This is a genomic window from Cellulomonas sp. McL0606 (assembly GCF_058248365.1).
The window spans coordinates 3,819,443-3,845,516 of record NZ_CM177779.1; the positions used below are offsets into that span (position 1 = coordinate 3,819,443).

General features: G+C 73.2%; 21 protein-coding genes, 3 pseudogenes and 1 riboswitch. Of the genes and pseudogenes, 9 read left to right on the forward strand and 15 right to left on the reverse strand.

Annotated features, from left to right (window positions below; genetic code table 11):
• Positions 1-130: 130 nt before the first annotated feature.
• Positions 131-1,369, forward strand: a complete 1,239-nt coding sequence (locus tag AC38ZX_RS19540; RefSeq protein ID WP_491295567.1) for a glycosyltransferase 87 family protein — start codon at positions 131-133, stop codon at positions 1,367-1,369.
• Here the strand turns inward: AC38ZX_RS19540 and AC38ZX_RS19545 are convergent.
• On the reverse strand, positions 1,360-2,271 hold the full coding sequence (locus AC38ZX_RS19545) for an LLM class F420-dependent oxidoreductase (RefSeq protein WP_491295568.1): 912 nt from the start codon (positions 2,269-2,271) through the stop codon (positions 1,360-1,362). The genes AC38ZX_RS19540 and AC38ZX_RS19545 overlap by 10 nt on opposite strands.
• 131 nt (positions 2,272-2,402) lie before the next feature.
• Between AC38ZX_RS19545 and AC38ZX_RS19550 the strand changes: the two genes are divergently transcribed.
• Both AC38ZX_RS19550 and AC38ZX_RS19555 read left to right on the forward strand, forming a co-directional pair.
• Positions 2,403-2,978 carry a DUF1684 domain-containing protein gene (locus AC38ZX_RS19550; RefSeq protein WP_426596011.1) on the forward strand — a complete coding sequence of 192 codons (576 nt, stop codon included), beginning with the start codon at positions 2,403-2,405 and terminating at the stop codon, positions 2,976-2,978.
• Positions 2,978-3,808, forward strand: coding sequence for a hypothetical protein (locus AC38ZX_RS19555; protein WP_491295569.1), 831 nt, complete (start codon positions 2,978-2,980; stop codon positions 3,806-3,808). Before AC38ZX_RS19550 ends, AC38ZX_RS19555 begins: the two co-directional genes overlap by 1 nt.
• A 12-nt stretch (positions 3,809-3,820) precedes the next feature.
• Here AC38ZX_RS19555 and AC38ZX_RS19560 read toward each other — a convergent pair.
• From AC38ZX_RS19560 to AC38ZX_RS19575, 4 genes and pseudogenes are all read right to left on the reverse strand, one after another.
• Positions 3,821-4,806 (reverse strand): annotated as a pseudogene (locus AC38ZX_RS19560) (Fpg/Nei family DNA glycosylase).
• A gap of 39 nt (positions 4,807-4,845) precedes the next feature.
• Entirely contained in the window at positions 4,846-6,726 is a 1,881-nt protein-coding gene (locus tag AC38ZX_RS19565) for an AAA family ATPase (protein ID WP_426596013.1), read from the reverse strand.
• Between the two features lie 178 nt (positions 6,727-6,904).
• Positions 6,905-8,110: an RNA polymerase sigma factor gene (locus AC38ZX_RS19570; protein ID WP_491295571.1), complete on the reverse strand. Its 1,206-nt coding sequence runs from the start codon at positions 8,108-8,110 to the stop codon at positions 6,905-6,907.
• A 4-nt stretch (positions 8,111-8,114) separates the two neighbouring features.
• Complete coding sequence (locus tag AC38ZX_RS19575; RefSeq protein WP_491297500.1) at positions 8,115-8,267, reverse strand: hypothetical protein; 153 nt, start codon at positions 8,265-8,267, stop codon at positions 8,115-8,117.
• 475 nt (positions 8,268-8,742) lie between these two features.
• Here AC38ZX_RS19575 and AC38ZX_RS19580 point away from each other — a divergent pair, with 475 nt between their 5' ends.
• Together AC38ZX_RS19580 and AC38ZX_RS19585 are read left to right on the forward strand one after the other, a co-directional pair.
• Complete coding sequence (locus AC38ZX_RS19580) at positions 8,743-9,270, forward strand: NADPH-dependent FMN reductase (protein ID WP_426593436.1); 528 nt, start codon at positions 8,743-8,745, stop codon at positions 9,268-9,270.
• 109 nt (positions 9,271-9,379) lie between these two features.
• On the forward strand, positions 9,380-9,805 hold the full coding sequence (locus AC38ZX_RS19585) for a flavin reductase family protein (protein ID WP_491295572.1): 426 nt from the start codon (positions 9,380-9,382) through the stop codon (positions 9,803-9,805).
• A gap of 123 nt (positions 9,806-9,928) precedes the next feature.
• Here the strand turns inward: AC38ZX_RS19585 and AC38ZX_RS19590 are convergent, their stop codons facing one another.
• The 8 genes from AC38ZX_RS19590 to AC38ZX_RS19625 form a co-directional block, all read right to left on the reverse strand.
• Positions 9,929-11,158 carry an LLM class flavin-dependent oxidoreductase gene (locus tag AC38ZX_RS19590; RefSeq protein WP_491295573.1) on the reverse strand — a complete coding sequence of 410 codons (1,230 nt, stop codon included), beginning with the start codon at positions 11,156-11,158 and terminating at the stop codon, positions 9,929-9,931.
• Positions 11,155-12,270 (reverse strand): FAD-dependent oxidoreductase, encoded by a 1,116-nt coding sequence (locus tag AC38ZX_RS19595; protein WP_491295574.1) that lies wholly within the window; start codon positions 12,268-12,270, stop codon positions 11,155-11,157. Before AC38ZX_RS19595 ends, AC38ZX_RS19590 begins: the two co-directional genes overlap by 4 nt.
• Before the next feature lie 115 nt (positions 12,271-12,385).
• Complete coding sequence (locus AC38ZX_RS19600) at positions 12,386-12,694, reverse strand: hypothetical protein (RefSeq protein ID WP_491295576.1); 309 nt, start codon at positions 12,692-12,694, stop codon at positions 12,386-12,388.
• 28 nt (positions 12,695-12,722) lie between these two features.
• Entirely contained in the window at positions 12,723-13,391 is a 669-nt protein-coding gene (locus tag AC38ZX_RS19605; RefSeq protein WP_491295577.1) for a transporter substrate-binding domain-containing protein, read from the reverse strand.
• A gap of 75 nt (positions 13,392-13,466) precedes the next feature.
• Positions 13,467-14,234 carry an amino acid ABC transporter ATP-binding protein gene (locus AC38ZX_RS19610; protein WP_426593441.1) on the reverse strand — a complete coding sequence of 256 codons (768 nt, stop codon included), beginning with the start codon at positions 14,232-14,234 and terminating at the stop codon, positions 13,467-13,469.
• Complete coding sequence (locus AC38ZX_RS19615; RefSeq protein WP_491295579.1) at positions 14,234-15,211, reverse strand: amino acid ABC transporter permease; 978 nt, start codon at positions 15,209-15,211, stop codon at positions 14,234-14,236. Before AC38ZX_RS19615 ends, AC38ZX_RS19610 begins: the two co-directional genes overlap by 1 nt.
• 104 nt (positions 15,212-15,315) lie before the next feature.
• Positions 15,316-15,774: a GNAT family N-acetyltransferase gene (locus AC38ZX_RS19620; RefSeq protein ID WP_491297501.1), complete on the reverse strand. Its 459-nt coding sequence runs from the start codon at positions 15,772-15,774 to the stop codon at positions 15,316-15,318.
• 123 nt (positions 15,775-15,897) lie between these two features.
• Positions 15,898-16,992, reverse strand: a complete 1,095-nt coding sequence (locus AC38ZX_RS19625) for an LLM class flavin-dependent oxidoreductase (RefSeq protein WP_491295581.1) — start codon at positions 16,990-16,992, stop codon at positions 15,898-15,900.
• A gap of 212 nt (positions 16,993-17,204) precedes the next feature.
• Positions 17,205-17,324: riboswitch (SAM riboswitch) on the reverse strand.
• Between the two features lie 152 nt (positions 17,325-17,476).
• Here AC38ZX_RS19625 and AC38ZX_RS19630 point away from each other — a divergent pair.
• Positions 17,477-18,171: pseudogene (locus AC38ZX_RS19630) on the forward strand (VIT1/CCC1 transporter family protein).
• A gap of 25 nt (positions 18,172-18,196) precedes the next feature.
• Here the strand turns inward: AC38ZX_RS19630 and AC38ZX_RS19635 are convergent.
• Both AC38ZX_RS19635 and AC38ZX_RS19640 read right to left on the reverse strand, forming a co-directional pair.
• Positions 18,197-20,637 (reverse strand): annotated as a pseudogene (locus AC38ZX_RS19635) (lysylphosphatidylglycerol synthase domain-containing protein).
• A gap of 193 nt (positions 20,638-20,830) precedes the next feature.
• Complete coding sequence (locus tag AC38ZX_RS19640; protein ID WP_491295582.1) at positions 20,831-21,859, reverse strand: cyclic nucleotide-binding domain-containing protein; 1,029 nt, start codon at positions 21,857-21,859, stop codon at positions 20,831-20,833.
• A 172-nt stretch (positions 21,860-22,031) separates the two neighbouring features.
• Here AC38ZX_RS19640 and AC38ZX_RS19645 point away from each other — a divergent pair, with 172 nt between their 5' ends.
• Genes AC38ZX_RS19645 through AC38ZX_RS19655 form a run of 3 tightly spaced genes read left to right on the forward strand, consistent with a single transcriptional unit; the run spans position 22,032 to position 25,640 of the window.
• Positions 22,032-22,562 carry an adenylate/guanylate cyclase domain-containing protein gene (locus AC38ZX_RS19645; RefSeq protein ID WP_491295583.1) on the forward strand — a complete coding sequence of 177 codons (531 nt, stop codon included), beginning with the start codon at positions 22,032-22,034 and terminating at the stop codon, positions 22,560-22,562.
• A complete protein-coding gene (locus tag AC38ZX_RS19650; protein WP_491295584.1) occupies positions 22,513-25,467 on the forward strand; it encodes an ATP-binding protein in 2,955 nt (984 codons plus the stop codon). Before AC38ZX_RS19645 ends, AC38ZX_RS19650 begins: the two co-directional genes overlap by 50 nt.
• Entirely contained in the window at positions 25,464-25,640 is a 177-nt protein-coding gene (locus tag AC38ZX_RS19655; RefSeq protein WP_491295585.1) for a hypothetical protein, read from the forward strand. The genes AC38ZX_RS19650 and AC38ZX_RS19655 overlap by 4 nt, the downstream gene beginning before the upstream one ends.
• Positions 25,641-26,074 lie beyond the last annotated feature (434 nt).

Genomic DNA, 26,074 nt, shown 5'->3' on the forward strand with positions numbered 1-26,074 from the left:
TCCGCGCCGCACAGGCTCGCGGGCTACCCTGGCAGCTGCACCGCACGGCCCCGCACGGGTCACGTCCTGGGAGGTTCCGCTGCGTCACCTGCTGCAGTCCAAGCGCGCCGTCTGGGTATCGTTCGTCGTGGTGCACGCCTGGCTGGCGTTCATCGGCCTCGTGTGGATCCCCCAGAAGGCCTTCTGGGACCTCGAGCTCTACCGGTACTGGATGTGGCTCGGGCTGCACGGCGGGGACTGGCCGGTGCTCTCCGGACCGTGGGTGTACCCGGCCGGCGCCATCCTGCCGATGCTCGCCGCCGCGATCGGTGGGACCGGGCGGGGGTCGCAGTACGCGACCGTGTGGGCGCTCATGGTCACGGCCTTGAACGCCATCGCGCTCGCGTTCCTGCTGCGCGTGCCGCGGCCCGATCGTCAGGACGGCGGCGGCACGACCATGGGCGCCTGGTGGTGGCTGGCGTTCCTGCTGCTGCTCGGGCCGATCGCCATGGGTCGACTCGACGGCGTCGTCGCACCGATGGTCGTCGTCGCGCTGGCCGTCGCGCTCAACCACCCGCGCATCGCGACCTCGCTGCTGACGGCCGCCGCCTGGGTCAAGATCGCGCCTGGCGTGCTGCTGCTGCCGATGTTCTTCGCCGTGCGCCGGCCCTGGCGCAGCGTCGTGGTGCCCGCCGCTCTGGTGACGGCAGGGATCGTCGGCGCGGTCGCGCTCGGCGGCGGCGTCTCGCACATCGCCTCGTTCCTCACCGAGCAGGACAAGCGCGGGCTGCAGATCGAGTCGCCGGGCGCCACGCCGTGGATCCTGGCAGGGCTGTTCACGTCGCAGATCCACTCGTTCCTGAACGAGCCGATCGTCACCTGGGAGATCGTCGGACCCGGCACGCAGACCGCCGCGAACGTCCTCGGCATCCTGCAGCCGATCGCCGTCGTGCTCGCCGTGCTGCTGCTCTGGTGGCGTCGCGAACGGATCGGCGCGGCCCTGTGGGCTGGCGGCCTGGCGCGCACGGAGATGCTGATCCGCGGCGCGATGCTGTTCACGCTCGTGCTGCTCGTGTTCAACAAGGTGGGCTCGCCGCAGTACATCACCTGGCTCGCAGCCCCCGTCGCCGTCGCCCTCGCCCTGCGCCTGCCCGGCTGGAAGGCCACCGCCTGGATCACGCTCGGCGTTGCGGCGGCGACGCAGATCGTGTTCCCGTGGCTCTACAGCGAGATCGTCAACAAGGGCCCGGGCGTGACGCTGGTCCTCGCCGCGCGCAACGTCGCCCTCGTCGTCCTGCTCGTGCACACGGTCGTCGTGCTCGTCCGCGCGCCGCGCGCCGATCCGTCGGTCGAGCCCTCCGCGTCGTCGCTGGCGACCGCTCAGAGCTGACGAGCCACCTCGGCCGCCACGAACGCCAGGTGGTCCAGGTCGTGCAGGTCGAGCACCTGCAGGTAGACGCGGGTGACGCCGAGCTTCCCGAAGTCGCCGATCCGGTCGACGATCGCCGATGGCGTGCCCGCGAAGCCGTCCTCGCGCAGCTGCTCGACGTCCCGGCCGATCGCCGCCGCACGGCGAGCCACCTCCGCGTCGTCGGCACCCGCGCACAGCACGTTGGCGACCGAGATCGTGAGGGTCTCCGGGTCGCGACCCGCCGCCTCGCACGCCGCACGCAGCACCGCGATCCGCGCCTCGACGTCCTGCGGCGCGGGGAAGTTCAGGTTGAACTCCGCGGCGAACCTGGCGGCCAGCGCGGGCGTCTTCGTGGCGCCGCTCCCGCCGACGATCACGGGGATGTCATGGGCGGGCTTCGGCAGCGCGGGCGAGTCGGTCAGGTCGTAGTGCTCGCCGTGGAAGCTGAACGGCTCGGTCGCCTTCCACAGGCCTGTGATGATCTCGAGCTGCTCCGCGTACAGGCCGAACCGCTGCGCCGGGAACGGGATGCCGTACGCCGCGTGCTCCCGCTCGAACCAGCCGGCACCGAGACCCAGCTCGACCCGGCCGCCCGACATCTGGTCCACCTGCGCCACCTGGATCGCGAGGATCCCCGGGTGGCGGAAGGTTGCCGACGAGACCAGCGTGCCGAGCTTGATCCGGCTCGTCTCGCGCGCGAGACCCGCCAGGGTCGTCCAGGAGTCCGTCGGACCGGGCCCGGGATCTCCCGCGCCCATCCGGACGTAGTGGTCGGAGCGGAAGAAGGCGTCGAAACCGAGGTCCTCGGTGGTCTTGGCGACGGCGAGCTGGTCGTCGTAGGTGGCGCCCTGCTGGGGCTCGACGAAGATGCGCAGATCCATGGAGTCCACCCTCACACATCCTCGCCGTTCGCTCTTCATGGCTCCCACGTGCGACCGTGGTGCCCGTGACAGCCCCCGCCTCGGCCTTCGACCCCGTGGCCATCGCCGACTGGCGCCGCCGCGTCGCCCAGATGTACGCCGACGTCCGACGGATCGCCGCCGGCGACCCGGCCGCCGCGCACGGCGTGTGGGTGCAGCAGCGCGACGAGCTGTTCGCCACCCACCCCGCGTCGCCCCTCGACGTCGTCGCGTCGGCGTCGTTCGCCGGGCTGGACGTCGCACCGTACGACCCGGCGTACCGGTTCGAGGCCGTCCTGGAGCCGGCGGGCCAGCAGCGGATGGACGTGGCGACCGCGACCGACGGCGTCGTCCCGTTCGAGCGCATCGGGACGGTCCAGCTCGGCGAGCTCGGGTCGCTGGCCGTGTGGTCGCTCAAGACCTACGCGGGTGGCCTGTTCCTGCCGGTGCGCGACGCCCTGGCCGGGTCCTCGACCTACGGCGGCGGCCGGTACGTGCTGGACACCGTCAAGGGCGCGGACCACGGGATGGCCGGCGACCGGCTCGTCGTCGACCTCAACTTCGCCTACAACCCGTCGTGCGCCTACAACCCCGCCTGGACCTGCCCGCTGGCCACCCGCGCGAACACCTTGGCGGTCGAGGTGCCGGTCGGCGAGCTGGCGTTCCCGTCGGCCCACGACGCCGGCTGATGACCGGTTCCGCGCTCACCTCGATGTGGGCGTGGGACAACCCCGTGCTCCCGGCGGTGGATGCCCGCGGCCGCGCGTACGAGCCCGCTTCGGTGTCGTCGCTCGTCGCGTTCTGCACCTCCCGCGGCCTGACGCGGGTGTTCCTGTCCGCACCCTGGGCTGCCGACGAGGGGCCGGTGGGTGACTGGTTCGCCGCCGCATGCTCGACCCTGCACGACGCGTCCGTGCAGGTCAGTCCGCTCGGCGGCGATCCGGGGTGGCTCGGGCAGCCGTCGTTGGCCGTCACCTGGGCGCTGGCCGCCGCGCGCTCGGCCGCCTTGCCCGACGGCGTCACCGTGCAGCTGGACGTCGAGCCCTGGACCACCCCCGCCTGGACCTCCTCGCGCGCGCTCGTCGTCGACCAGTGGCTCGCACTCCTGGAACTCGTCGGCTCGTCCGTCGCCATCGGTGTCGACCTGCCGTGGTGGCTCGCGCACGAGCGGTACCGCGACGGGACCGTGCTCGACGCGGTCCTGCCCCTGGTGTCCCGGGTCGCTGTCGTCGCGTTCGCCGATCACGCCGGCGGACCGTCCGGCGTGGTCTCGCTGGCCGGACCGGCCGTCGTCGCAGCCTCCGCCGCCGGCCTGCCGTTCACCGTCGGCGTCGAGACCGACACCGCACAGGTCGCCGGAGGCCCGCAGTACACCTTCGCGTCTGCCGGGCCCGCCGCGCTCGAGGCGGAGACGCTGGTGGTTCGCGACGCGTTCGGTGAGCTGCCCGGCTACGAAGGCGTGACCGTCGAGCACCACCGAGCGTGGCGTCGCCTCCTGGCCCTCGACCCGCCGTCCTGACTCGACCGTCGGCTACTGCTGGCAGGTGGGGCACCAGTACAGGTTGCGGCCGGCCAGCACCTCCACGACCACCGGCGTGCCGCTGACCAGGCAGGGCAGGCCGGTGCGGTGGTAGACCCAGTTGCGCCGGGTCGGGTCGGTGAGGCTGCGGAGCGGTCCTCGGGCGAGAGGTCACGGGTGACGATCACGCCGGTGCGGATGCCGTCGGCCAGGAGCAGCGCCCAGTCGTCCCAGAGCGCTCCGGCGACGTCCGTGGGCACGCGCCGACCCGGGGTGTGCGGGTCGAGGCGGGCCCGGAACAGGAGCTCGGCCCGGTAGATGTTGCCGATGCCCGCCACCACCGTCTGGTCCATGAGCAGCTGCCCGACCGCCACCGAGCGAGAGGTCAGCCGGTCGACCATCACGTCGCGCGCCGGGCCGGCGCCGATCACCGACGCCGATGCGTCGCCCCCCGCCGCCGCCCCGCGCCAGTCAGCCAGGTCGGCGGCCGGGTCGGGGCCGAGCCGGGCGACGACGGCGGCAGCTCGGCCGGGTCGAGGACCTCGCACGCGGACGGGCCGCGCAGGTCGGCGACGGTCTCGGCCGAGGCGAGTCGGACGCGAACCTGCCCCACGGGCGCGGGTGGGAATCCCGTCGACTCCTCGGACGACGGCCCGCCGGCGGGCACCTCGCGCTCGTCCTCGCCCATCCGGACCGCCCGACGCAGGCGTGGCGCGCCCATGCTCCCTCGCGGGACGACGCCGGGCGTGAGCGGAGTCAACCGGCCGAAGAAGTCCCAGGCGCCGTACAGGCCCAGGTGGACGCGGAGCACGTCGCCCGACTCGAACTCGAGGAAGAGCTGCTTGCCGACCGCTCGCGACGCCACGAGCACCTGCCCGTCGAGGCGTCGCGCCCCGGCCGCGAACCGACCCTGGGGCGAAGCTGACCGCCAGCCGGCGACCGATCAGGTCGAGCCCGAGCTGGCGGGCGATGCGGTGGACGGTATGACCCTCGGGCACGTCCCGAAGGTTAAGGCACCGGAGCGGGGGTCTGAGCGGTCAGGCGACCCGGAGGCGCTCCGCTGCAGCAGCGACGGCGGCGGCGGCACCGGCGGCGACGGCTGCCCGGTTGTCGGCCTCGACCTGCTCGGCCAGCTGCTCCTGGCGCTGCGCGGCCGCCTCGAGCACGTCCGTGATCTCGACACCGATCAGCTCGTAGCGATCGAGCAGGGCGTCGCGGAGCGCCTCGACCAGGTGCCGGTGCTTGGACAGGAGCCGGCGGACCGTGCTGCGAGCCTCATCGAGCACGCCCTCGAGCTGCTGGCGAGCGGTCGCGTCGCTGAGCACGGCAGAGACCAGGTCGTGCGGCGTGGCGGCGAACGAGATGAGCGAGCCGGTCATGCCGGCGGCACCGACCATCTGGGCCGCGGTCCGGGTCGCGGCGGCGAGGTCCCCGGCCGGTCCGGTGCTGGTCTGACCGAAGAACAGCTCCTCGGCCACCCAGCCGCCCATCGCGATCTGGACGAGGGCGCGCAGGTCGTAGTGCGAGTGCGTCCAGACCTCCTCGCAGTCGCTGTGCGCGAGCAGGCCGAGCGCGTCGCCGCGTCGGATGATCGTCAGCACCTCGAGCGTGCGGTTCGGCGCGACGAGCCACGCGGTGACCGCGTGGCCGGCCTCGTGGGTGGCGATGAGCGCCTGCTCCGCGGCCGTGTACGCGACGGGGCTCCCGATGCCGATCATCTCGGTGATGCGGGCACGCTCGACGTCGGCGAACGTCATCAGCAGCGAGCCGCGCCGCAGCGCGTTGACCAGCGCCTCGTCGAGCAGGTGCTCGATCATCACGGGCGTCCAGCCGTTCGTCGCCGCGGCCAGCCGGTCGCGCAGCATGGGGTCCTCGAGCTCGACGTCGGTCGAGCGGGTGGCCAGGAAGTGGTCGACGAGCGCGCGACGGCCGTGCGCGTCGGGCGGCGAGAACGTCAGGCGCCGGTCGAAGCGACCGGGCCGCAGCAGCGCCGGGTCCAGGGAGTCGGCGCGGTTGGTGGCGGCGATCAGCAGGATGGGCGCCTTGGCGGGCTTGCGCTGCTTCAGCTGCCGGGTCGCCGGCATGAGCAGGTTGGCGCGGGCGATGAACCAGTTGACGAACTTGTCGCCGCCGGTCGGCTCGTCGAACGACTGCATCTGCACGAGGAGCTCGTTCACCACGCCGCCCGTGCCCTCCGAGACGACGGCGTTGGTGACGGTACGCGGGTGCCGCAGGAGGTCGAACGGGCTCCCGACGAACGACGCGGACGCCGATGCCATACCGCCGCGCGCCGTCGCGATCGCGTCGATCTCCTCGATGAACCCGATCGCCCCACCCTCGGCGCGCGCGGCCTTGCGCAGCGCCTTGAAGTAGGAGCGGATCTTCTTGGCGGTCGCGCCGTAGTACATCGACTGGAACGACGTCGCCGAGACGAACAGGAACGGGACGCCGGCCTCGGCGGCCATCGCCTTGGCGGTCATCGTCTTGCCGGTACCGGGCAGCCCCTCGAACAGGAGCCCCCGCCGAGGCGTGCCACCCATCTGCTCCGCGAACTGGCGGTGGGTCTGGAACAGGTCGATCGACCGGCGCACGTCCTCCAGCACGGGGTCGATGCCGATGACGTCCTTGAGACCCACCTCGACCTGCTCGGGGCGGTACACGACGTGCGGCGAGCGCGAGCCGCCGAACTGCATCACCACCATCATGACGATCAGCAGGGCGAAGAACAGCGCGGGCGCGGCGACGAGAGGGTCCAGCGTGGGCAGCGTGGGCAGGATCCGGCCGCCGGTCAGGGCCCGGACCACGATGTAGACCTCGAGCAGGACGATCGGGATCCCGGCGCGGAAGACCCGCCGGCGCCGCACCTTCTCGCGGGAGACCGCGATGTCGTGCGCGCCCCGACGGATCGGCGACTCCATCCGGTCCTGCTCAGCATCCTTCTCGTCGGGCACGGGGCGGTCCTTTCCCTCGGCGCCTGGGATCAGACGACGCTGCGTCGCGGGACGTGCGATCAGCTCATCGTCGGGCGGATCGGACAAACCCGCAAGATCGGACATATCGGGCCACCCGAACGGTCCAACGGCGGCCGCCTTGTCATCACGACGGGTGACGCAGCCGGCTCACCTGGAGCAGCATGTAGTCGCGCTCGGCGGCGCTCGTCGTCCGACGCGACGCCGCGAGCAGGAGGTCCGCGGCGCCGACCGGGTCGCCCAGACGTTCGAGCAGGTGGCCGCGGACCGCCAGCAGGCGGTGCTGCCCCCCGAGCGACCCGTCGAGCGTGTCCAGGATCGCGAGACCGGCCGCAGGACCGTGCACCATCGCGACGGCCACCGCCCGGTTCAGGGTCACCATCGGGTTGCCGGTCATGCCCTCGAGCAGGCCGTAGAGCGCGAGCAGCTGCGGCCAGTCCGTCTCGTCTGTCGAGGACGCCTCGTCGTGCACCGCCGCGATCGCCGCCTGCAGCTGGTACTCGCCCACCGCCCCGCGCGGCAGGGCCGCTTCGACCAGGGCGACACCCTCGGCGATCATCGCCGCGTCCCACCGGGACCGGTCCTGGGAGTCGAGCGGGACGAGCTCACCGTGCGGGCCTGTCCGGGCGGCGCGGCGGGCGTCGGTGAGCAGGACCAACGCCAGCAGCCCGGCGACCTCCGGGTCGTCGGGAAGGCTGACGTGCAGCGCGCGCGTGAGCCGCAGGGCCTCGACGGCCAGGTCGGTCCGGGCCACCAGCGGGCCCGACGTGCTCGCGTAGCCCTCGTTGAACATGAGGTAGAGCACCCGCAGGACGGCCCGCAGCCGCCCGGCGTACTCGTCCGCCGACGGCATCCGGAACGGTTCGTCGAGCTCGCGCAGCGTCCGCCGGGACCGGCTCAGGCGCTGCGCCATCGTGGCCTCGGGGACCAGGAACGCCCGCGCGATCTCGGCGGTGGTCAGGCCGCCGACCGAGCGAAGGGTGAGCGCGATCGCCGACGCGGGCGACAGCGCGGGATGGCAGCAGCCGAACAGGAGCAGCAACGAGTCGTCGTGCGCGGAGGGCGGATCCGACACGACCTCGGACGGCGCGACGAGCTCCTCGCGGCGTCGTCGCGACTCCTGCGCACGCCAGCCGTCCACGAGCCGGCGCTGGCCGACGACCACCAGCCAGCCGCGCGGGTTGTCGGGCACTCCGTCGACGGGCCACTGCGTCGCGGCCGCCAGCAGCGCCTCCTGGAGGGCGTCCTGCGCGTCGGCGAGATCGCCCGAGCGGCGGACCAGCACGGCGAGGACCTGCGGCGCGAGCGCGCGCAGCAGGTCCTCGTCGAGCACGTCCTCACTCGGCGACGTCGGGAGCCTCCATCACGGCGCGGACCTCGATGACCTGCTGGATCGGCACGCCCGCGGGTCCGGGCGCCGCCGAGGCGAGGGCCGCGATCTCGATCGCGCGGGCCTCGCTCTCGACGTCGACGGTCCAGAACCCCGCCAGGAACTCCTTCGACTCCGCGAACGGCCCGTCTGTGACGACCGGCGGCTGCGCGCCGTCGCTGCGGACGAGCTTGGCGTCGTCGGGCCACGCGAGCCCCTCGGCACCGACGCTCGCCGCTGGCCACGAGGGACGCGTCGAGGTCCCGCTGGAACTGGATGTGACGCCCGAGGTCCTCGGGCGCCCAGGTGTCGATCGGCGGGACGCCCTCGACGTGGTACCTCATCAGCAGCATGTACTTCACGGTGCGCTCCTTGGCTCGTCGTCGGACCGCCTCGGCCGGCCCTCACCCACAGGTCGGAGCCACGCCCGCGATCTCGACATGCATCCTGCCGTCGTTCGTCTGCCGACGGGAAGCTCGCACGACGTGTCCGTCATTCGGGATTCCCCACGCAAGCCCTTGCCGGGAGTGCCGACGTTGCTACAAAACGCGTGCCAGGTCAGGAGCACGGCACGCGTGCAGAGTAGGAGATCCACCGTGGTCCACCAGCCAGAACCCTCCGTCGTCGCCCTCGTCGGCAATCCCCGCCCCGGGTCGCGGACCCTCACCGCCGCGCAGCGCGTGGCCGGGAGGCTCGGCGTCGAGGTGACGTCCATCGACCTCGCGACGATCGGGCACCAGCTGTTCACCGCGGACCGCACGCTCCTGAACCCCGCCGTGGCGACCGTGGCGCAGGCCCGGCTGCTCGTCGTGGCGACACCCGTCTACAAAGCCTCGTACACGGGGCTGCTCAAGTCCTTCCTGGACCTGTACGGCCCGGACGGCCTGGCCGGCGTCGTCGCGGTGCCGCTGGTCATCTCCGGCAACCCGGCGCACGCCCTCGTCGGCGAGGTGCACCTGCGCCCCCTGCTGGTCGAGCTCGGCGCCACGGTGCCCACCCGGTCGCTCACCCTGACCGAGGCGGACCTCACCGACGTCGACCCGACCATCGACCGCTGGCTCGAACGGGCCTCCACCCCGCTGCGACACGCCCTGTCCGACACGCTCGTGGGAGCAGACCGATGACCGCCGAGATCCTTCGACACCTCCAGGACGACCTCGTGCAGCAGGACGAACCGCTGTCCCCGCCGCGTACAAGGACGTCTTCCGCCGGCACCCCGCCGGTGTCGCGGTCGTGGCGTTCGTCGACGACGGACGGCACGTCGGGTTCACGGCCACCTCCGTGATCTCCGTGTCCGCCGAGCCGCCCCTGCTCGCGTTCTCGCTCGCGTCGACGTCCTCGTCGTGGGCGCCGCTGTCCCGCGCCCGCACGCTGACGATCAGCTTCCTCGCCTCCGGCCAGGACGACGTGTCCGCGCGCTTCGCGACCAGCGGCATCGACCGGTTCGCGGAGGGCGGCTGGACCGCGCTGGAGTCGGGGGAGGCCGTGGTCGACGGCGCCGTCTCGTGGGTCCGCGGCCGCATCGTGCAGCGCGCACCCGTCGGTGAGTCCTACCTGGTGTCCGTCCGCGCCCTCGAGCACGGGATCCGCCAGGACGCCCTGCCGCTGGTCTACCACGACCGCACGTACCACCGGATCGGCGACAGCACCGCCGTCTGAGTCGCCAGCACGACAGACACGACCCGCCGGGGTTCGCACCCGGCGGGTCGTGTTGCGTCCAGCTCCGTTCCTCCGTTCCTCCGTTCCTCCGCTACTCCGTTCCTCCGTTCCTCCGTTCCTCCGCTACTCCGTTCCTCCGTTCCTCCGTTCCTCCGTTCCTCCGCTACGAGGCTGCGGCTGCGGCGCCCACGGCTCGTGCGCGGCGGACGAGGACCACGCACGCGCCAGCAGCTCGTAGGAGCGGGCGGTGTCGGCCGGGTCGTGGGTGATCGTGGTGAGCACCAGCTCGTCGGCGCCGGTGGCCCGGACGAGCGCGTCGAGCCCCGCCACGACGGAGGAAGCATCCCCGACGAGGCGCGACACGATGCGGTCGCGCAGGAGCGCCCGCTCGTCGTCCGACCGCTCGTCCCACGGCGTCGTCGTGCCGGGCCGCGGGTACGGGATCGCACGCGCCCCGGAACGGATCGACAGGACCCACGCGGCGAACGGGTCCGCCAGCGCCTCGGCGCGCTCGACGGTGTCGGCGACGAGCACGTCCGCGGACACGACGACGTACGGTGCGTCGAGCACGCCGGGCCGGAACGCCTCCCGGTAGGCGGCCACCGTCTCCAGAACCGTCGACGGGCTCACGTGGTAGTTCGCCGCGAGCGGCAGTCCGAGCTCGCCGGCGACCCGGGCGCTCTCTCCCGCGCTGGACGCGAGCACCCACAGGTCGAAGTCCGCACCGTGCACCGCGGGGCTCAGGGCGTCGCGGCCGTCGTCGGCGAACGCGGTGCCGGCCTGCAGGTCGAGCACCGTCCGCAGCTCGTCGGTGAACGTGCCCGGCGTGCGCCCCGCGCTCAGGTACCGCTGCTGCGCGACGAACCGCGCGAGCAGGTCGGGGTCGCGGAAGCTGAAGGGCGGGTCGGCCGGAACCAGCAGCCCGTCGACCACCCGGTCCTCGGTGGCGCCGTGGGCCCGGTCCGGGATGACCGCGGGGGCGGTCTTGTCCGCAGGCGGTGGCGGGAACGCCGCGCGCCCCAGGCCGAGGTCGACGCGGCCGGGGTAGGCGGCGGCGATCGTGCCGAACTGCTCCGCGGCCACCACCGGGCTGGTCGAGCCGAGCAGGACCGCGGCCGAGCCGACGCGCAGCGTCGAGGTCACGCCGGCGGCCAGGGCCGCGAGCACGCCCGGCGCGGCGGAGGCGACGCCCGGTGCCAGGTGGTGCTCGGCGAACCAGATGCGCCGGTAGCCGAGCCGTTCGACCAGGCGCGCACGCTCGAGCGACGCCTGGAGGGCCTCGGGGCCGGTTCCGCCCTCCCACACGGGTGCCAGGTCGAGGACCGACAGCGGGACGCGGTTCGTGGGGCTCATCGGGACTCCTGAAGGACGAGACGGGACAGGTGGAACGCGCCGTCGGAGGCGCTGACGGGTTCGTCGACGGGTTCGTCGGCGAGGTCGGCGAGCACGCGGCCGATCGCGGGACCGAACTTGAAGCCGTGACCGGAGAAGCCGGCGGCGACCACGAGGGGACCGCGGCGGTCGAGGATGAAGTCCTGGTCGGGGGTGGTGGTGTACGTGCACGAGATCGGGTGCGGGGTGCCCGGGTCGACACCCGGCATCCACTGCTCGGCGTACCGCTGCAAGAGCGCCAGCTGGCCGGGCTCCGGGGTGAACGTCCGGTGGTCCGGGTGGGTCACGGGGCCCACGGCGTGGAACCCGACCTTGACGCCCTCGCCCGGCGTGAGCAGTCCGTACGTTCCGCTGGGGTACGGATGTACACCGAGAGGCTGGTGCGTGAAGGAGGGCCAGTCCGCCGGGTAGGCGAGGTCGAAGTGGGCCGGCTGCTCCTGCGTCACGACGAGCGGGACCGGGCGGCCGAGCAGCTCGCTGGTCCACGCCCCGACGGCCAGCACGACGCGGCGCGCGCGGACCGGTCCGTCGGACGTCTCGACCAGCACACCGTCGGCGCGGGAGACGAGGTCGCGCACGCGGACGCCGTGGCGGACGTCGGCACCCTCGGCACGCGCGGCCTGCTGCAGGGCGGCCACCGCGCGGTCGGCGTGCAGACGGCCCGCGGTCACGGTCTCGTGCAGCACGGCACCCTCGAACCGCATGCCGCCCCAGCGTTCCGCGGCCTGGGCCGGCGAGAGCAGCTCGTGGGCGATGCCCCGGGCGGCGAATGCTGCGAGCAGCGACGGGGCGGGCGACCCGTGGCTGACGCCGCCGGTGATCGTCAGCAGCTGCGCGCCGGTCGCGTCCTCGAGCTGGCGCCAGAGACCGAGCGCCTCGATGGTCAGGTCGAGGTACTCGGCGCGGTCGTACGTCTGCCGGTAGATGCGCGACGCGCCGTGCGAGGCGCCCTGCACGTGACCCGGCGAGAAGCGCTCGAGCAGCACCACCGACCGGCCGCGGCGGGCCAGCTGCCAGGCCGCGGCCGAGCCCATCACGCCGCCGCCGATCACCAGGTGGTCGACGCTCTCCATGCGGGCTCCTCCGGTGCGAACAGACAGGCGGACAGAAACACGGTGGCCGGTCGAGCGTCCCCCGACCTCGACCGGCCACCGCTCGAGCGCCTCCGGGGCACTCGGTCCAGGGTGGTCAGCTGGTCTTGGGCAGACCCGGGGGGTTCGTCTGCGACTTGTCGATCGCCTCGGCCTGGAGACCCCAGCGCGCGAGCACCTTGGCGTAGGAGCCGTCGTCGATCGCGTGGTTGAGCGCCGCGGTCACCGCCTCGGCCAGACCGGAGCCCTTCAGGGTGCCCACGGCGATCTGCGCGGTGGCCGGCCAGCCGCCGTTCAGGGTGCCGACGACCTTGTACTGGTCCGGTGCGGTCCCCGCGCTGTACGCGGCGGTCGCGTTCGGGCCGATGTACGTGTCGACGCGGCCGGACTGCAGGGCGAGCAGCACGTCGGGGTACTGGTCGTAGTACTGCGGCTCACCACCGTCGATCGGCTTCAGGCCGGCGGCGATGTTCTCCTTGTTCCACTCCAGCAGGATCTTCTCCTGGTTGGTGCCGGACCCGACCGCGACCTTGAGGCCCGCGATGTCCGCCGGCTTCGTGATCTTCTTGAGCTTGCTGTTGGCGGCGGTCAGCCAGCCGAGCTGGTCGTTGCGGTACGAGGAGAAGTCGTAGAGCCTCCTTGCGCTCCTCGGTGACCGTGACGTTGGAGATCACGGCGTCGACGTCACCGGACTGCACCGCGAGCGGCCAGTCCGCCCAGGCCTTGACCTCCAGGTCGAGCTTGAGGCCCAGGGCGTCGGCCACGAGGTTGGCGATGTCGGGCTCGTTGCCGATCGGCGTCTTGTCGTCGTCGGCGAGGAAGCCCAGGGGCGGCAGGCCGCTCGCGGTGGTCGCGACCTTGAGCACGCCGGCCTTCTTGACGGCGTCGGGAAGGAGTGCGATGGCCGCGTCGTCCTTCGTGGTGGTCACGCGGTCCTGGTTCACGGTCGTGTTGACCTTGAGCGCGGCAGGGGCCGCTGCGGACGCGGGGGGTGCGGCTGCGTCATCGTCCGCGGCGGCCGATCCGCTGCACGCGGCGAGCGCCAACAAGGGCACGACGGCCAGCGCGCTCAGGAGCCGGGAGCGGTTCAGGGGTGAGGTCACGGGAGTTCTCTCTCTCGGTGGGGCGGTGCGCGGGCGCGCACCGGTCAGGCGTCGACCGGGGATGGGCGACGAAGGTCAGAGCACCTTGTCCAGGAAGGCCTTGGTGCGGGCGTGCTGCGGGGCGTCGAGCACCTGGGCCGGTGAGCCCTGCTCGACGATCCGGCCGCTGTCCATGAAGACGATCGACGTGGCCACCTCGCGGGCGAAGCCGATCTCGTGCGTCACCACCACCAGCGTCGTGCCGGTGGCTGCCAAGTCGCGGATGACGTCGAGCACCTCGCCGACGAGCTCCGGGTCGAGCGCGGACGTCGGCTCGTCGAAGAGCACGACCGCCGGCTTGACCGCGAGCGCCCGGGCGATCGCCACGCGCTGCTGCTGCCCGCCGGAGAGCTGCCGCGGGTAGGCGTCGGCCTTGTCCGACAGCCCGACCCGTTCGAGCAGTGCTCGGGCCTCGACCAGCACCTCGGCACGCGGTCGGTGCTGCGCCGAGATCGGTGCCTCGACGACGTTCTCCAGCGCGGTCAGGTGCGGGAAGAGGTTGAAGTTCTGGAACACGAACCCGATCCGGGTCCGCTGCGCCAGCACGTCCTTCTCCTTGAGCTCCTGCAGCGCGCCGTCGGACCGGCGTCGGTAGCCGATCAGGTCACCGTCCACGGAGATCAGGCCTCGGTCGACCTTCTCCAGGTGGTTGATCGCCCGCAGCAGAGTCGACTTGCCGGAGCCCGACGGCCCGAGGATCACGGTGACCTCGCCCGGCTGGACCGTCAGGTCGATGCCGTCGAGCACCTCGAGCGTCCCGTAGGCCTTGTGCACGCCGCGCACCTCGACGAGACCGGCGGCCATCAGAGGGCACCGCCGATCGACGCGCGCGACGTGCGGACGAGGATGTTGCGGGCACCCCGGGCGTAGCCGGGTGGGAGGTCTCGGGGCAGCGGGCGGCCCGTCACGCGGGACCACGTCACGCCGAGGCTCCAGCGCGCCTTCTGGATCGGGGTCGGAGGCAGCTGGCGCAGCGCGCCCTTCGCGTAGTGCCGCTCGAGGTAGTACTGGACGACCGTGAGCACCGTCGTCAGGACGAGGTACCAGACGCCGGCGACCAGGAGCAGCGGGACGACGCGCAGGTTGCGGCCATAGATGACGCCGACGATGTAGAACAGCTCGCCGTAGGCCAGCACGTAGACCACGGACGTGCCCTTGACCAGACCGATGATCTCGTTCACGGCCGTCGGCACGATCGTGCGCATGGCCTGCGGCAGGATGATCCGGCGCTGCTGACGGTGTTTGGGCAGCCCGAGCGCCGCGGCCGCCTCGTGCTGGCCCTGGTCGACGCCGATGATGCCCGCGCGGATGATCTCGGAGGCGTATGCGGCCTGCGAGAGCCCGAGGCCGAGAACCGCCGCACCGAACTTCCCGATGAGCGAGAGCGTCTCGACGTGTGCGAAGGACGGACCGAACGGGATGCCCAGCGACAGCTGCGGGTACAGGTACGCGAGGTTGTACCAGAGCAGCAGCTGCAGGATCAGCGGCACCGACCGGAAGATCCAGATGTACGACCACGCGACCGACCGCAGGAGCGGTGACCTCGACAGCCGCATGAGCGCCAGGACGGTGCCGAGGCCGAAGCCGATCAGGGCGGCGGTGAACGTGAGCCGGATGGTGCCCCACAGCCCGCTGAGCACGGACGGCCAGGTCAGGTACGTCCAGACGGTCCCCCACTCCCACTTCGCGTTGGTGAGCAGCGAGCTTGAAGGCCATCGCGAGCAGCACCGCGACGACCGCGGTGCTGATCCAGCGCCACGGGTGCCGGGCGGCGTAGACACGGGGTTCGTCGTGGACGACGACGTCGGACACGACTGGTCGGACGTCGTCCTTGTGCAGGAAGGCGGTGGACACGGGGCACTCCGGGGTTCGAGTAGGGGACTCGCTACGACTGCGGGGCGGTGTGCTCCGGACAGAGCCACTTCTCGAAGGCCAGCGGACCGTCCTGCGGGGGGACGGTCGTGTCGAACAACGGGTGCCACCCGGTCGCCAGGTAGAGCGCGGCCGCCTCGGGCTGACGGGGGCCCGTGGTCAGGTAGAGCCGCTCGTAGCCGCGGGCGGTCGCCCGGACCTCGAGCGCGGCGAGCACCTGGCGGGCCAGTCCACGGCGCCGGTGCGCCGAGCTGGTCCAGATCCGCTTGTACTCGGCGGTTCGGATGGTCGGGAGGCCGTCGTCGTCGCGCGTGCCGGGCCGGCTCAGCCGGTCCGCGTCACCGAGCTCGGGCTCGGCGCGCAGCCGGAACGCCCCTCCGGCCACCGGGACCTCGTCCTCCAGGAGCAGGATCAGGTCGCCGTCCGGCGCAGCGAACTGGTCGGCCGGGTACCGCTCCAGCTCGGCGTGCAGGTCATCCTCGGTGAAGTGCTCGGCGTACCGCGTGAGGTACTCGACCGCGAGCTTCGTCCAGCATGGGCTTCACGGTCGGGTGCGTCAGCGGGTAGGAGCGCACCACCCGCACGTCGGTGGCCGTCATGCCGTGGCCGCGAACCGGTGAGCCGGGACCTGCAGGCCGAGGGTGTCCCGGAACGTGGTGCCGGGGTACTCGGACCGGAAGGCGTCCGACGCGCGGAGCACCGGCAGCACGCCCTCGACGAGCGCGACCAGGTCGGTCTGCACCGAGGCCGGGCGGATGGTGAACCCGTCGGCGGCCTCGGCGTCGAGCCAGTCGGTGACCAGCTCGGCGAACCCCGTGGAGGTGCCGACGAACGCGAGCGAGCCGGTGTCCCAGCTGACGCCTTCCAGGTCGGTGAGCATGTCCAGGCGAGCCTGCGCGCTGGCGCTGTCCGGGCCGACGATCAGGTAGACGTCGACCAGGACGCGCACGTCGCGCGGGTCACGGCCGGCCGCGACGACGGCGCCCAGGACGCGGGCCCGGGTCTGCGCGGCCTCGTCGCGGCTCGTCGCCCGGATGCGGATCACGTCCGCGTGCCGGCCGGCGAGCTCGATCTCCGCGGGCGTGGTGGCACGGACGACGACGGGCGGACGGCCCGTCGTCGGGCGCGCGCTGGTCTTCGTCTTGCCGGCCGCGAAGTTCACGCCGTCATGCGTGGTGAACCGCGGGCGGGCCACGGGCAGCTCGTCCGGCCGGTCCCAGAGCCGACCGACCGTGGCGGCGGCGGCGGATGCTCCCTGGACGGCGGCGGTCTGGGCCGAGGTGGAACGCGGACCGGCCGTCGGCACCTCGTCGAGACGCGTGCTCCAGGCGACCTGCCACCCGGCGCGACCGCTGCTGGCCTGGTCGATCGTCGCGATCGCCGTCGAGATGTGCGCGGGGGCGGTGTGCGTGGTGCCGACGGCCGCGACGATGCCGATACCGTGCGTGCGCGGAGCCAGCCGCGCCGCGACGAGGGCCGCGTCGAGACGGTTCGTGCTGCCGCCGGGGTGCAGCGCGAAGTCGTCGTCGAACACGACGAAGTCGAGAGCGCCGCGCTGGGCGACGGCGACGAGCTCCTCGAGGCGGCCGGCGTCGAACAGGCGCTGGCCCTGCGAACCGTGGGTGCGCCAGGCGGCTGCGCGGGCGCCGGTGTCGGACAGGTCGACACCGAGATGGGCGTGCGTGGACACAGGGGTATCCGTTCATGGGGTGCGAAAAGGGGGTGCGCGCACCGATCTCGGGTGCGGCAGGGCGCGCCCCGTCAGGGGGCGAGCGGTGGTGGGACGGTGGCGCTGAGGGTCAGCGACAACACGAACGCGAGAGCATGGCGTCGCCACAGCTCGTGGAGCGGAGGGCTCCGATCGCGTTCATGGTCCGTCCTCTCGTCCCGGCACAGCCGGGGCTCGCGTCGTTGCCGTGCGGGGGCTCGACGCCCTCCACGACCAGGTCCTCATCCGGGGCACCCCGCCACGCGGAGGGTTGCCATCCAGTCAGCCGGAGCTTCGCGCTGGAAATCTTGACCTTGTTGGTAGGAATTTAGGCGGCGTGTTTCCGGCACGTCAAATGGCTGGTCACATCGTGAGATCGGACGCGTTCGAGACAGCCCAGGGGAGCCGATCCTTCCTGGCGGGACACCGCGCAGCGGCCTACGGTCGGGCCGTGACGGACGATCCGATGGTCGACGGTGGGCAGGGCCGCAATGCGGCGAGGCTGAACTGGCTGCGCGCGGGGGTCCTCGGCGCCAACGACGGGATCATCTCGACCGCCGGCCTCGTCCTCGGTGTCGCAGGCGCGACGTCGGCCATCGGCCCGATCCTGACGGCCGGCATCGCCGGGCTCGTCGCGGGCGCAGTCTCGATGGCGCTGGGCGAGTACGTCTCGGTGAGCAGCCAGCGTGACGCCGAGCGCGCGCTCATCGCCCAGGAGCGCCAGGAGCTCTCGACGACCCCGACGGCGAGCTCGCGGAGCTGGCCGCGATCTACCGGTCGAAGGGCATCTCGCCAGCGACGGCCCGCCTGGTCGCCGCCGAGCTGACCGCGCACGATCCGGTGGCCGCCCATCTGGACGCCGAGCTCGGCCTCGACCCGGAGGCGCTCACCAACCCGACGCACGCCGCCGTGTCGTCGGGCATCTCCTTCACCGCCGGTGCGGCCCTGCCGATCCTGGCCGTCGCCCTCGCCCCCGCCCCCATCCGCATCCCGGTGACGTTCGTCGCCGTCCTCGTCGCGCTGGTGCTCACCGGCCAGATCAGCGCCCGGCTCGGCGGCGCGGGACACCGGCGCGCCGTGCTGCGTCTCGTCGTGGGTGGCGCCGCGGCGATGGCCGTGACCTACGCCATCGGGCAGCTGCTGGGGGTCAGCGGCATCTGAGCGGCACCGCGGGCAGCCGACGTCGCTACACGTACTCCGCGCGCCGCAGCCACCGCATGGCCGCCGCACCCCAGACCGGGGGCAGGTAGAACGTGACGAGCCGGAAGGTGACGGCCGTGGAGACCGCGATCGCACTGGGGACGCCGATCGCCTGCAGGCAGATCGTCAACCCGGCCTCGGCCACACCGACGCCGCCCGGGACGGGCATGAGGCCGGAGAACAGGGAAACGGCGGTGTTGATGAGGACGAGGCCGAGAAGTGGGCGCTCTCCCCGAACGCCTGCAGGCACAGTCCGAGCACGGCGGCCTGGAGGAGCTGGGCGCCGAGGTTCCCCCCGAGCATCGCGGCGACCTTTCCGGGGCGGCGCAGCACCCCGAGCGCGGACCGGGCGGCGGTGGCCTGCTCCGCGAGCGCGGCTCGGAGGCGCGGGATCGTCGAGGTGAGCCGGTGGCGCAGCCGGGGGACGGCCAGGGTGACGACGGCGGTCAGCACGAGCACCACCGCCAGCGCCGCGACGAGCGAGAGGCTCGTCGAGCCGGAGCCCGAGCCGCTCGAGCCGGTCAGCACGCGCTCGGTGAAGCCGGGCAGCCCGCTGAGGAGGATGACCAGGATGAGGAGAAGCTCCACGACGAAACCGCTGACGCTGTCGATGAGGCCGAACGACAGGGCGGTCGCGGCGGGGACGCCGAACTTCTGGAAGAACCGGACCTCGAGCGCGAGACGGGCGGCCGTCGCGGGGATCACGAGCGAGATGAACTGGATCGCGTACTGCAGCATCAGGACCGGGACGTACCGCAGGCGCGCCAGCGACGCCCCCATCGTCGCGGCGGCCGACCCGGTCTGGATGAAGGGTGAGAGCAGCAGCGCGGCGACCACCCAGGCCCAGCTGGCCGACGCGAGCGCAGAGGCGACGCTGGCGAGGTCGATGCCCGCGAGCAGCGTGACCAGGAAGTAGACCAGGACCCCGACGAGCAGCAGCGTCCCGACCGACCTCGGCGTCACCCGACGCAGGCGTTCCAGCGGGACGTCCTCGACCCCGGCAGCCGCGACGGCGCTCGCCCTGAGCTCGTCCAGCGACCAGACCTGCTCGTCGAGGCCCGCGCGCGTCCCGTGCGCCAGCGCGGCGGGCTGCAGGTACGGCAGGACGTCGGCCAGCCCGTCGGCCTGCAACGCGGCCAGTGCCGCGGCGACCGCCCGCTGCGGGCCGACGGCCAGCGCGGTCGTCACGAGGAGCCGGGCCGCGTCCGTGCGCAGGTCGCCCTCGTCGGCGGCGGACGTCGCCGCGTCGAAGTCGGCGAGCGCGACGGTTCCGTCCGCACGGACGACGACCCGGCTGCCGTCGATGAGCCCGTGGGCGATGCCGGCGTCGTTCAGGGTGACCAGCGCACGCCACGCCTCCGCGAGCAGCGTGTCGGTGACCAGGTCGCGCTCGAGCTCGCCGAGCGTCGCGGCGGGGCTGTCGGTGACCAGGAGGGCATCGCCCTGGACGGCCATCCCCACGGCCACGACGCCGAGCGTCGCGACGTGCGCCTGCGCGGCCAGCAGGGTCATGAGCGCCTCGTGCTCGACCCGCGACCTGCGACGGCCGCCCACGTGCGCCCGCTCGCCGCGCCGGGTCAGAGCGGTCCACAGCGATCCGACGACCTGGCTGTCCCACGCGTCCCGCCCGTAGACCCGGACCAGCAGCGTCCGACCGTCCTGCGTGCGCGCCTCGAGCATGGTGCCCGCGGGGGCCCGCGCCGGGGCCGGCGTCACCCCGGTCACGGGGACACCGAGGTCCGCGAGCGCGACCTGCACCTCGCCATCCGTCAGCCGCCCCTGGGGAGACCCGAGCAGCAGGTGCGCGATCGCGGCCGCCGCGATGCCGATCGCGATGGCGGCGGCCGCCCCGAGCAGGTTCGTCGCGTCCAGGCCGACCGCGGCGAAGGCGCCGACGCCGAGCACCACCCGGCTCGCATACCTCCACGGTCGCGCCAGGTGCGGCGAGACCACGACGAGGATCGCGGTGAGGACCGCCACGCGGGTCGCGACGTAGACGGCCGGGGGCCCCGACGCGACGAAAGCACCCAGGCTGTCCGACGGGTCCGTCCCGGCCAGGGCACCGACGCCCATCGCTGCACCGAAGGCCACGGCACCGGCGATCGCCTGGTCGACGAGGAGCCGTCGCCGTCCCCGGCTCGTGGCAGGGAGCACGACGAGGGCGAGCGCCCACACCGCCAGGAGGGCGTAGGCGACGCTCCAGAACCATCCGAGCACGGGCTCGATCCGCATGAACCAGGTGTGCAGCGCGTCGTCGGCGCCCGACGGCCCCGGTGCGGCCAGGTGGAGCAGCACGAGCGCGACGACCGAGACGCCGAGCAGGAGGATGTCCGTCGGGCGCCGCAGGCGCGGTGCGTCAGGTGCGGACGACCAGACGCGGACGAGGCCACCCGCGCCTGCGCGGGCGCCATCCGATCTGTCGGTCATCGAGCCTCCTGGGCGCCGCCGCGGACATGTGCCGGCCACCCGCGCACCTCCTGCCCGAGAGGCTACTGGCGCAGAAGTCGTGCGCGAGGCAACTCTGGGGAGCGCCGCAGACGACCGAACCCCGGCGACGCCCGAGTGGCGCGCGCGCCGTGGTTCACGCCGGACGCCGACGCCTGACCCAAGGCGCGCCCTCTCAGCCTGCGGGGTCCCGCTCGTCCTCACGGCGATGGCCCCCGGCCAGCACGCGCAGGTGCTCGAGGTCGATCGCGTCCTTGTCCGCCTCGGCGACCCGGACGGGCGTCGTCGCTACGAGCGTCGCTGTCCGCAGGCCACCCTCGAGCAGCGCACGTTCGCCGAGGACCGCACCCGGGCCGACCTCCCCCACCGACGCGCCGTCGACCTCCACGCGGAGCACGCCGTCGAGCAGCAGGTAGAGGGCGTCGCCGGGCTCGCCCTGCCGGGTGAGGACGTCGCCGTCGCCGAGCCGGCGGACCCGGGGACGCGCGCCGCCGCGCATGATCGTCGCGGAGAGCTCGCGCTCGAGCGCGGTCTCCGCCGGCGAGACGAGCGCGGGGCCGTCCACGGAGTGCCACGGCGTCCGGGGCCCGAAGACGTGCTTCATCCACGTGTCCTGATCGGTGACCCCGCTCTTGGCGGCGAGCGCGCCGTCTGCGCCGTAGACCCAGTGGCGGGGGAACGGGCTGGCACCCACGAGAACCTCGACGTCGGCGGCCCCGTCGGGGTGCAGGGTCACCGCGAGAGTGGACCACACGGTCGGCGCCTGCCAGCGGACGAACGGCGCGTGCGGGACCGGCCGCGGCAGCGGGACACCGGTACGGCCCCCGACCGTCTGGACGTAACGGACCCCACCGTCGGGCGTCTGCTCCGGCTCGGGTCGCAGGACCGGCATCGACGCCGCGCGGAACGTGGCGCCCACCGCGGCGACCCGGACCGTCGTCGACCCCATCTCGAGGCCCGAGGCGGCGAGCAGGCCGGAGTCCCGCACCCGACCGTCGGCGACGTCAGCCCAGACGCCGAGCACGTTGGCGAACCGGAATGCGTCAGCGTCGCGCAGCGCGACCACCTGGGCCGGACCCGCGAGCTGCTCGGGCGGCGGCGCGTCGTAGTGCGACAACCCCAGCCCGAAGCCGGCGCGCAACGGCCCGCTGACCGATTCCGACGGGATCCACGAGATGGTCACCCCGACCGCTTCGATGCGCATCGAACCCTCCGTCATGGCGGCGTCGCACGTCCGGACCGGGCCCGGCGCCGCTTCCCAGCATCGACCAGGAACGTGGTCCGCGTCATCAGATTCGGACACGCGTCCGTGTCACCCGAACGGGTGGTCCGCGTGCCATCGCGGCCCGGCGGCGGCCGCGCCTACCGTTAGGCACATGCCCGACCGGTCGACGACGACGGACGACCTCGCGGCGGTCGAGACCGCCGTGCGAGCGCTGGAGCAGCAGCGAGCGGTGCTGGGCGACGCCGTCGTCGAGACCGCTCTCGCGCCGCTCCTGGCGCGCCGTGACGCGTTGCTCGCTCAGCCCGGCGAGCAGCGCCGCCTGGTGACGGTCGTGTTCGCCGACCTCGTCGACTTCACCGTGCTGTCGCGGACGCTCGACGCCGAGGACACGCGCGCCGTGATGGACGGCTACTTCCGGCAGTGGCAGGCGGTCATCGAGCGCCACGGCGGGGTCGTCGAGAAGTTCATCGGCGATGCGGTGATGGCGGTGTTCGGGCTGTACCGCTCGCACGAGGATGACGCTCAGCGTGCGGTGCGGGCGGCGCTCGAGATGCGCGACCTGCTGCCGGGGCTCGCGGCGTCGTTCGGCGGGGCGCTCGGCGGCTCCCTGGCGGTGGCGCCAGAAGCTGCAGATGCGCGTCGGGATCGACACCGGCGAGGTCGTGGTGAGCACGCTCGGTGAGCGGGCCGGGCACGAGTTCGTGGCGGTCGGTCAGACGGTGAACCGGGCGAGCCGGCTGCAGTCGGCGGCGCCCGTCGACGCGGTCCTCATCTCGGCGCCGACGCACCGGCTGGTCCGCGGCCTCTTCTCGTTCGACGCGGTACCCGGCCTGGTGCTCAAGGGCATCAGCGAACCCGTCGACGCGTGGCGGGTGCTGGCAGAGCGGCCCCGCGCGTTCCGCGTCGAGCACGACGGCACCGTCGCGGGCGTCGCCGTGCCGACCGTCGGGCGTGAGCGTGAGCTGGCCGGCCTCCGGGAGGCGCTCGAGGACGTCACGGCCGAGAGCCGCTGGCGGATCGTCACGGTGCTCGGCGACGCGGGGGTCGGCAAGTCGCGGGTGCTGTTCGAGCTCGACCGCTGGCTGTCCGAGCGCCCCGAGAACACCTGGTGGCTGCGCGGGAGGGCGGCGCCCTCCGACGTCGACAGACCTCTCGCGCTGCTGCGCGACGTCATCGCGGGGCGCTTCGCGATCACGGACTCGGACCCGCCGGCGGCCGTGCGCCGCAAGCTGCGCGCCGGCTTCCACGTGCCCAGCCGACCGCCGGACACGCTCACCGACGAGGACCTCGCGGGATACGACGACGGCACCCTCGACACCAGTTCACCGCACGTGCGCGAGGCCGACGTCGTCGGTGCGTGGCTCGGGTTCGCGATGCCCGACGGAGTCGGAAACCTCTCGCGTGACCCGCAGTCGCTGCGCACCGAGGCCACGGTCGCACTCGGGCGGTTTCTCGTGCGGCTCAGCAAGGTCGCACCGGTCGTGGCGTTGCTCGAGGACCTGCACTGGGCCGACGACGCGTCGCTGCACTGGCTCGAGGCCGCCGACGAGGCGTTGGGCGACCGCCCCGTGCTCGTCGTCGCGACCGCGCGACCGTCCCTGCTGGACCGCCGCCCGCACTGGGGTGAGGGCCTCGCGCACCACAGCCGCCTGTCGCTCGAGCCACTGAGCCGGCGACGCACACGCGAGCTTCTCGCGCGCATCCTCGGCGTCGACGAGCCGCCGGAGGCGCTGGACGCGCTCGTGGTGGACGCGTCGGAGGGCAACCCCTTCTACGTCGAGGAGCTCGTGTCGTGGCTGCTGGAGTCCGGGGGCCTGACGCGCGGCACGGGCGGCGCATTCACGGTCGATGAGGACGGCGCGTCGCACGTCGAGGTGCCGACGACGCTCCGGGGCGTCCTGCAGGCGCGGCTTGACACGCTCGGCCACGACGCGCGCGGCGCGCTGGAGCGGGCGGCGGTGGTGGGTCGGGTGTTCTGGGACGACGCGGTGGCGACGCTGGTGCCCGAGCCCGTCGAAGCGCTCGACCCCGTGCTGGCCGACCTGCGCCGGCACGAGCTGGTGCGGCGCCGCGCGACGTCGACGTTCGACGCGACGGCCGAGTACATGTTTGCGCACGCGCTGCTCCGCGACGTCGCCTACGAGGGGGTCCTGCGCGCGCATCGCCGGGACTTCCACCGCCTGGCAGCAGGCTGGCTGACGCGCGTGACGGAGCGGAGCGGGCGCACCGACGAGTACGCCGGCGTCATCGCGGAGCACCTCGAGCTGGCCGGCGACGCACGGGCCGCCGACTGGTACCTGCGGGCCGGCCGCCGTGCCGCCGCGGTGCACGCTGCGGAGGAGGCCGAGCGACTCCTCGGGCGCGCGCTCGCCGTGGCACCGCCGGACGGCACGGCGCTGCGGTTCGACGCGACCCTCGAGCGCTGGAGCTCGCGCGACCGCAGCGGTGACCGCGCCGGCCAGGCCGAGGACCAGGCCGTGCTCGACGAGCTCGCGACCGCGCTCCCGGGCGACGACCGGCGGCACGTCCACCTCGCGCTGTCCCGGTCCCGGCGCGCGTTCGAGATCAGCGACTACGGGCCGGCGGCCGAGCGGGCGCTCGACGCCGTCGAGCTCGCGCGCGGTCTCGACGCCGACGACCTGCTGCCTGACGCGCTGCTCGCGGCCGGCATGGCGCTGGTCTGGGGCAACGACCTCGACGCCGCCCAGCCCGCCCTGACCGAAGCGCTGGCCACCGCGCGCGCCGTCGGGAACGCCCGCGTCGAGGCGGAGGCGTTGCGGTACCTGTCGATGGTCACGATGAACCGCGGCGACTACGCACGCGCCCTCGAGCTGCTCGACCAGTCGCACCAGGTCGCCGTCCGTCACGGGGACGTCGACCAGCAGACCCGCACGCTGCTCCAGACGTCGCAGCTGTCCTTCTACCTGGGCCGGTACGAGGAGGCCTTGGCGACGTCCGAACGGGCCCTGCCGCGAGTCCGGGCGTCGGGCTACCGATACGCGGTCACGGTCGCGCTCGGCAACCTCGCATCGTTCGCGTTCGTCACCGGGCGCATCGCGGACTCGTACCGGTGGGCGCGCGAGTCCCTGACGCTCGCGCTCACCCTCAACGACGAGGACGCCCAGGCCGTCGCGCGGTACAACCTGGGCACGGTCGCGTACCGGCTCGGCGATCTCACGACCGCGCGGACGGAGCTGCTCGGCGTTGCCGCCAACGCGGAGTCGCTGGGACGCGTCGACTACGCGATGGCCGTGTCCGGCGTCCTCGCCATGGTCGAGCTCGACGACGGCCGGCCCGACGAGGCGCTGGCGCGGGTCGAGCAGACCCTGGCGCTGGCCGCCGAGGCGACGAGCCCGAAGGAGACCTCCGAGGCGCTGATCCAGTGCGCCTGGGTGCTGATGGACCTCGGGGACGTCGACCGCGCGGCGGACGTGCTCGAGCGCGCCCGTCCGGCCGTCGAGGGCGCCGCCGACCACCACGCCCTGGTGCTCGAGCACGCGGCGGCCCTGGTCCGGGTCGCGTCGGAACGGGGGCAGGTCGAGGAGGCCGCGCGCGGGACGGGCTGCTCTGCGGGTCGCTCGGGGTGACGCTGCTGCACGCGTGCGCGCGGCCCGCAGCCGTGCTGGCGGCGTGCCGGCGGGCGCTCGACGACGCGGGCGACCCGCGCGCATCGGCCGTCGCCCGGCTCGGCGAGGAGTTCACCGCGAGCGTGCACGCGGCCGCGTCGGAGCTGGGGCCTTCTCGGGCTCGAGGAGCCTGAGAACCCGTGTGCGGGACAACGAAGCCGGGTCGGTCTCCCGCAGGAGACCGACCCGGCTTCGTCCACCGCGGTGTTCCACGTTCGCGAAGCACCCTGGCTGGCTGGCGGTAGCGGTGGGCTTGGGTCGCTGGTCTTCTACCAACTTGGACTGGTTGGACGATCCTGGCTCTGACCTCGTGCGATGCGCGTGCTCGGCATGCATCGGGTTGCACGGTCTCAGACGCAGGTGGACTTCAAAGAGGAGAGCAATCGGCGACCTCTCAGCAGCAGGGCCGCTTCGACGCGACCGAACGATGCCGGAGCACATGAGGCAGCCGGACGGCCGAGTCAGGGGTGGCGCGAGCCTCGCGCATCGACGCCATAGGCGCCCTTGACGCGGAGCGGAGACGGCCCATACTTGGCGGTCGGCGCGAGGCGGCGGGCAGGACGGTACA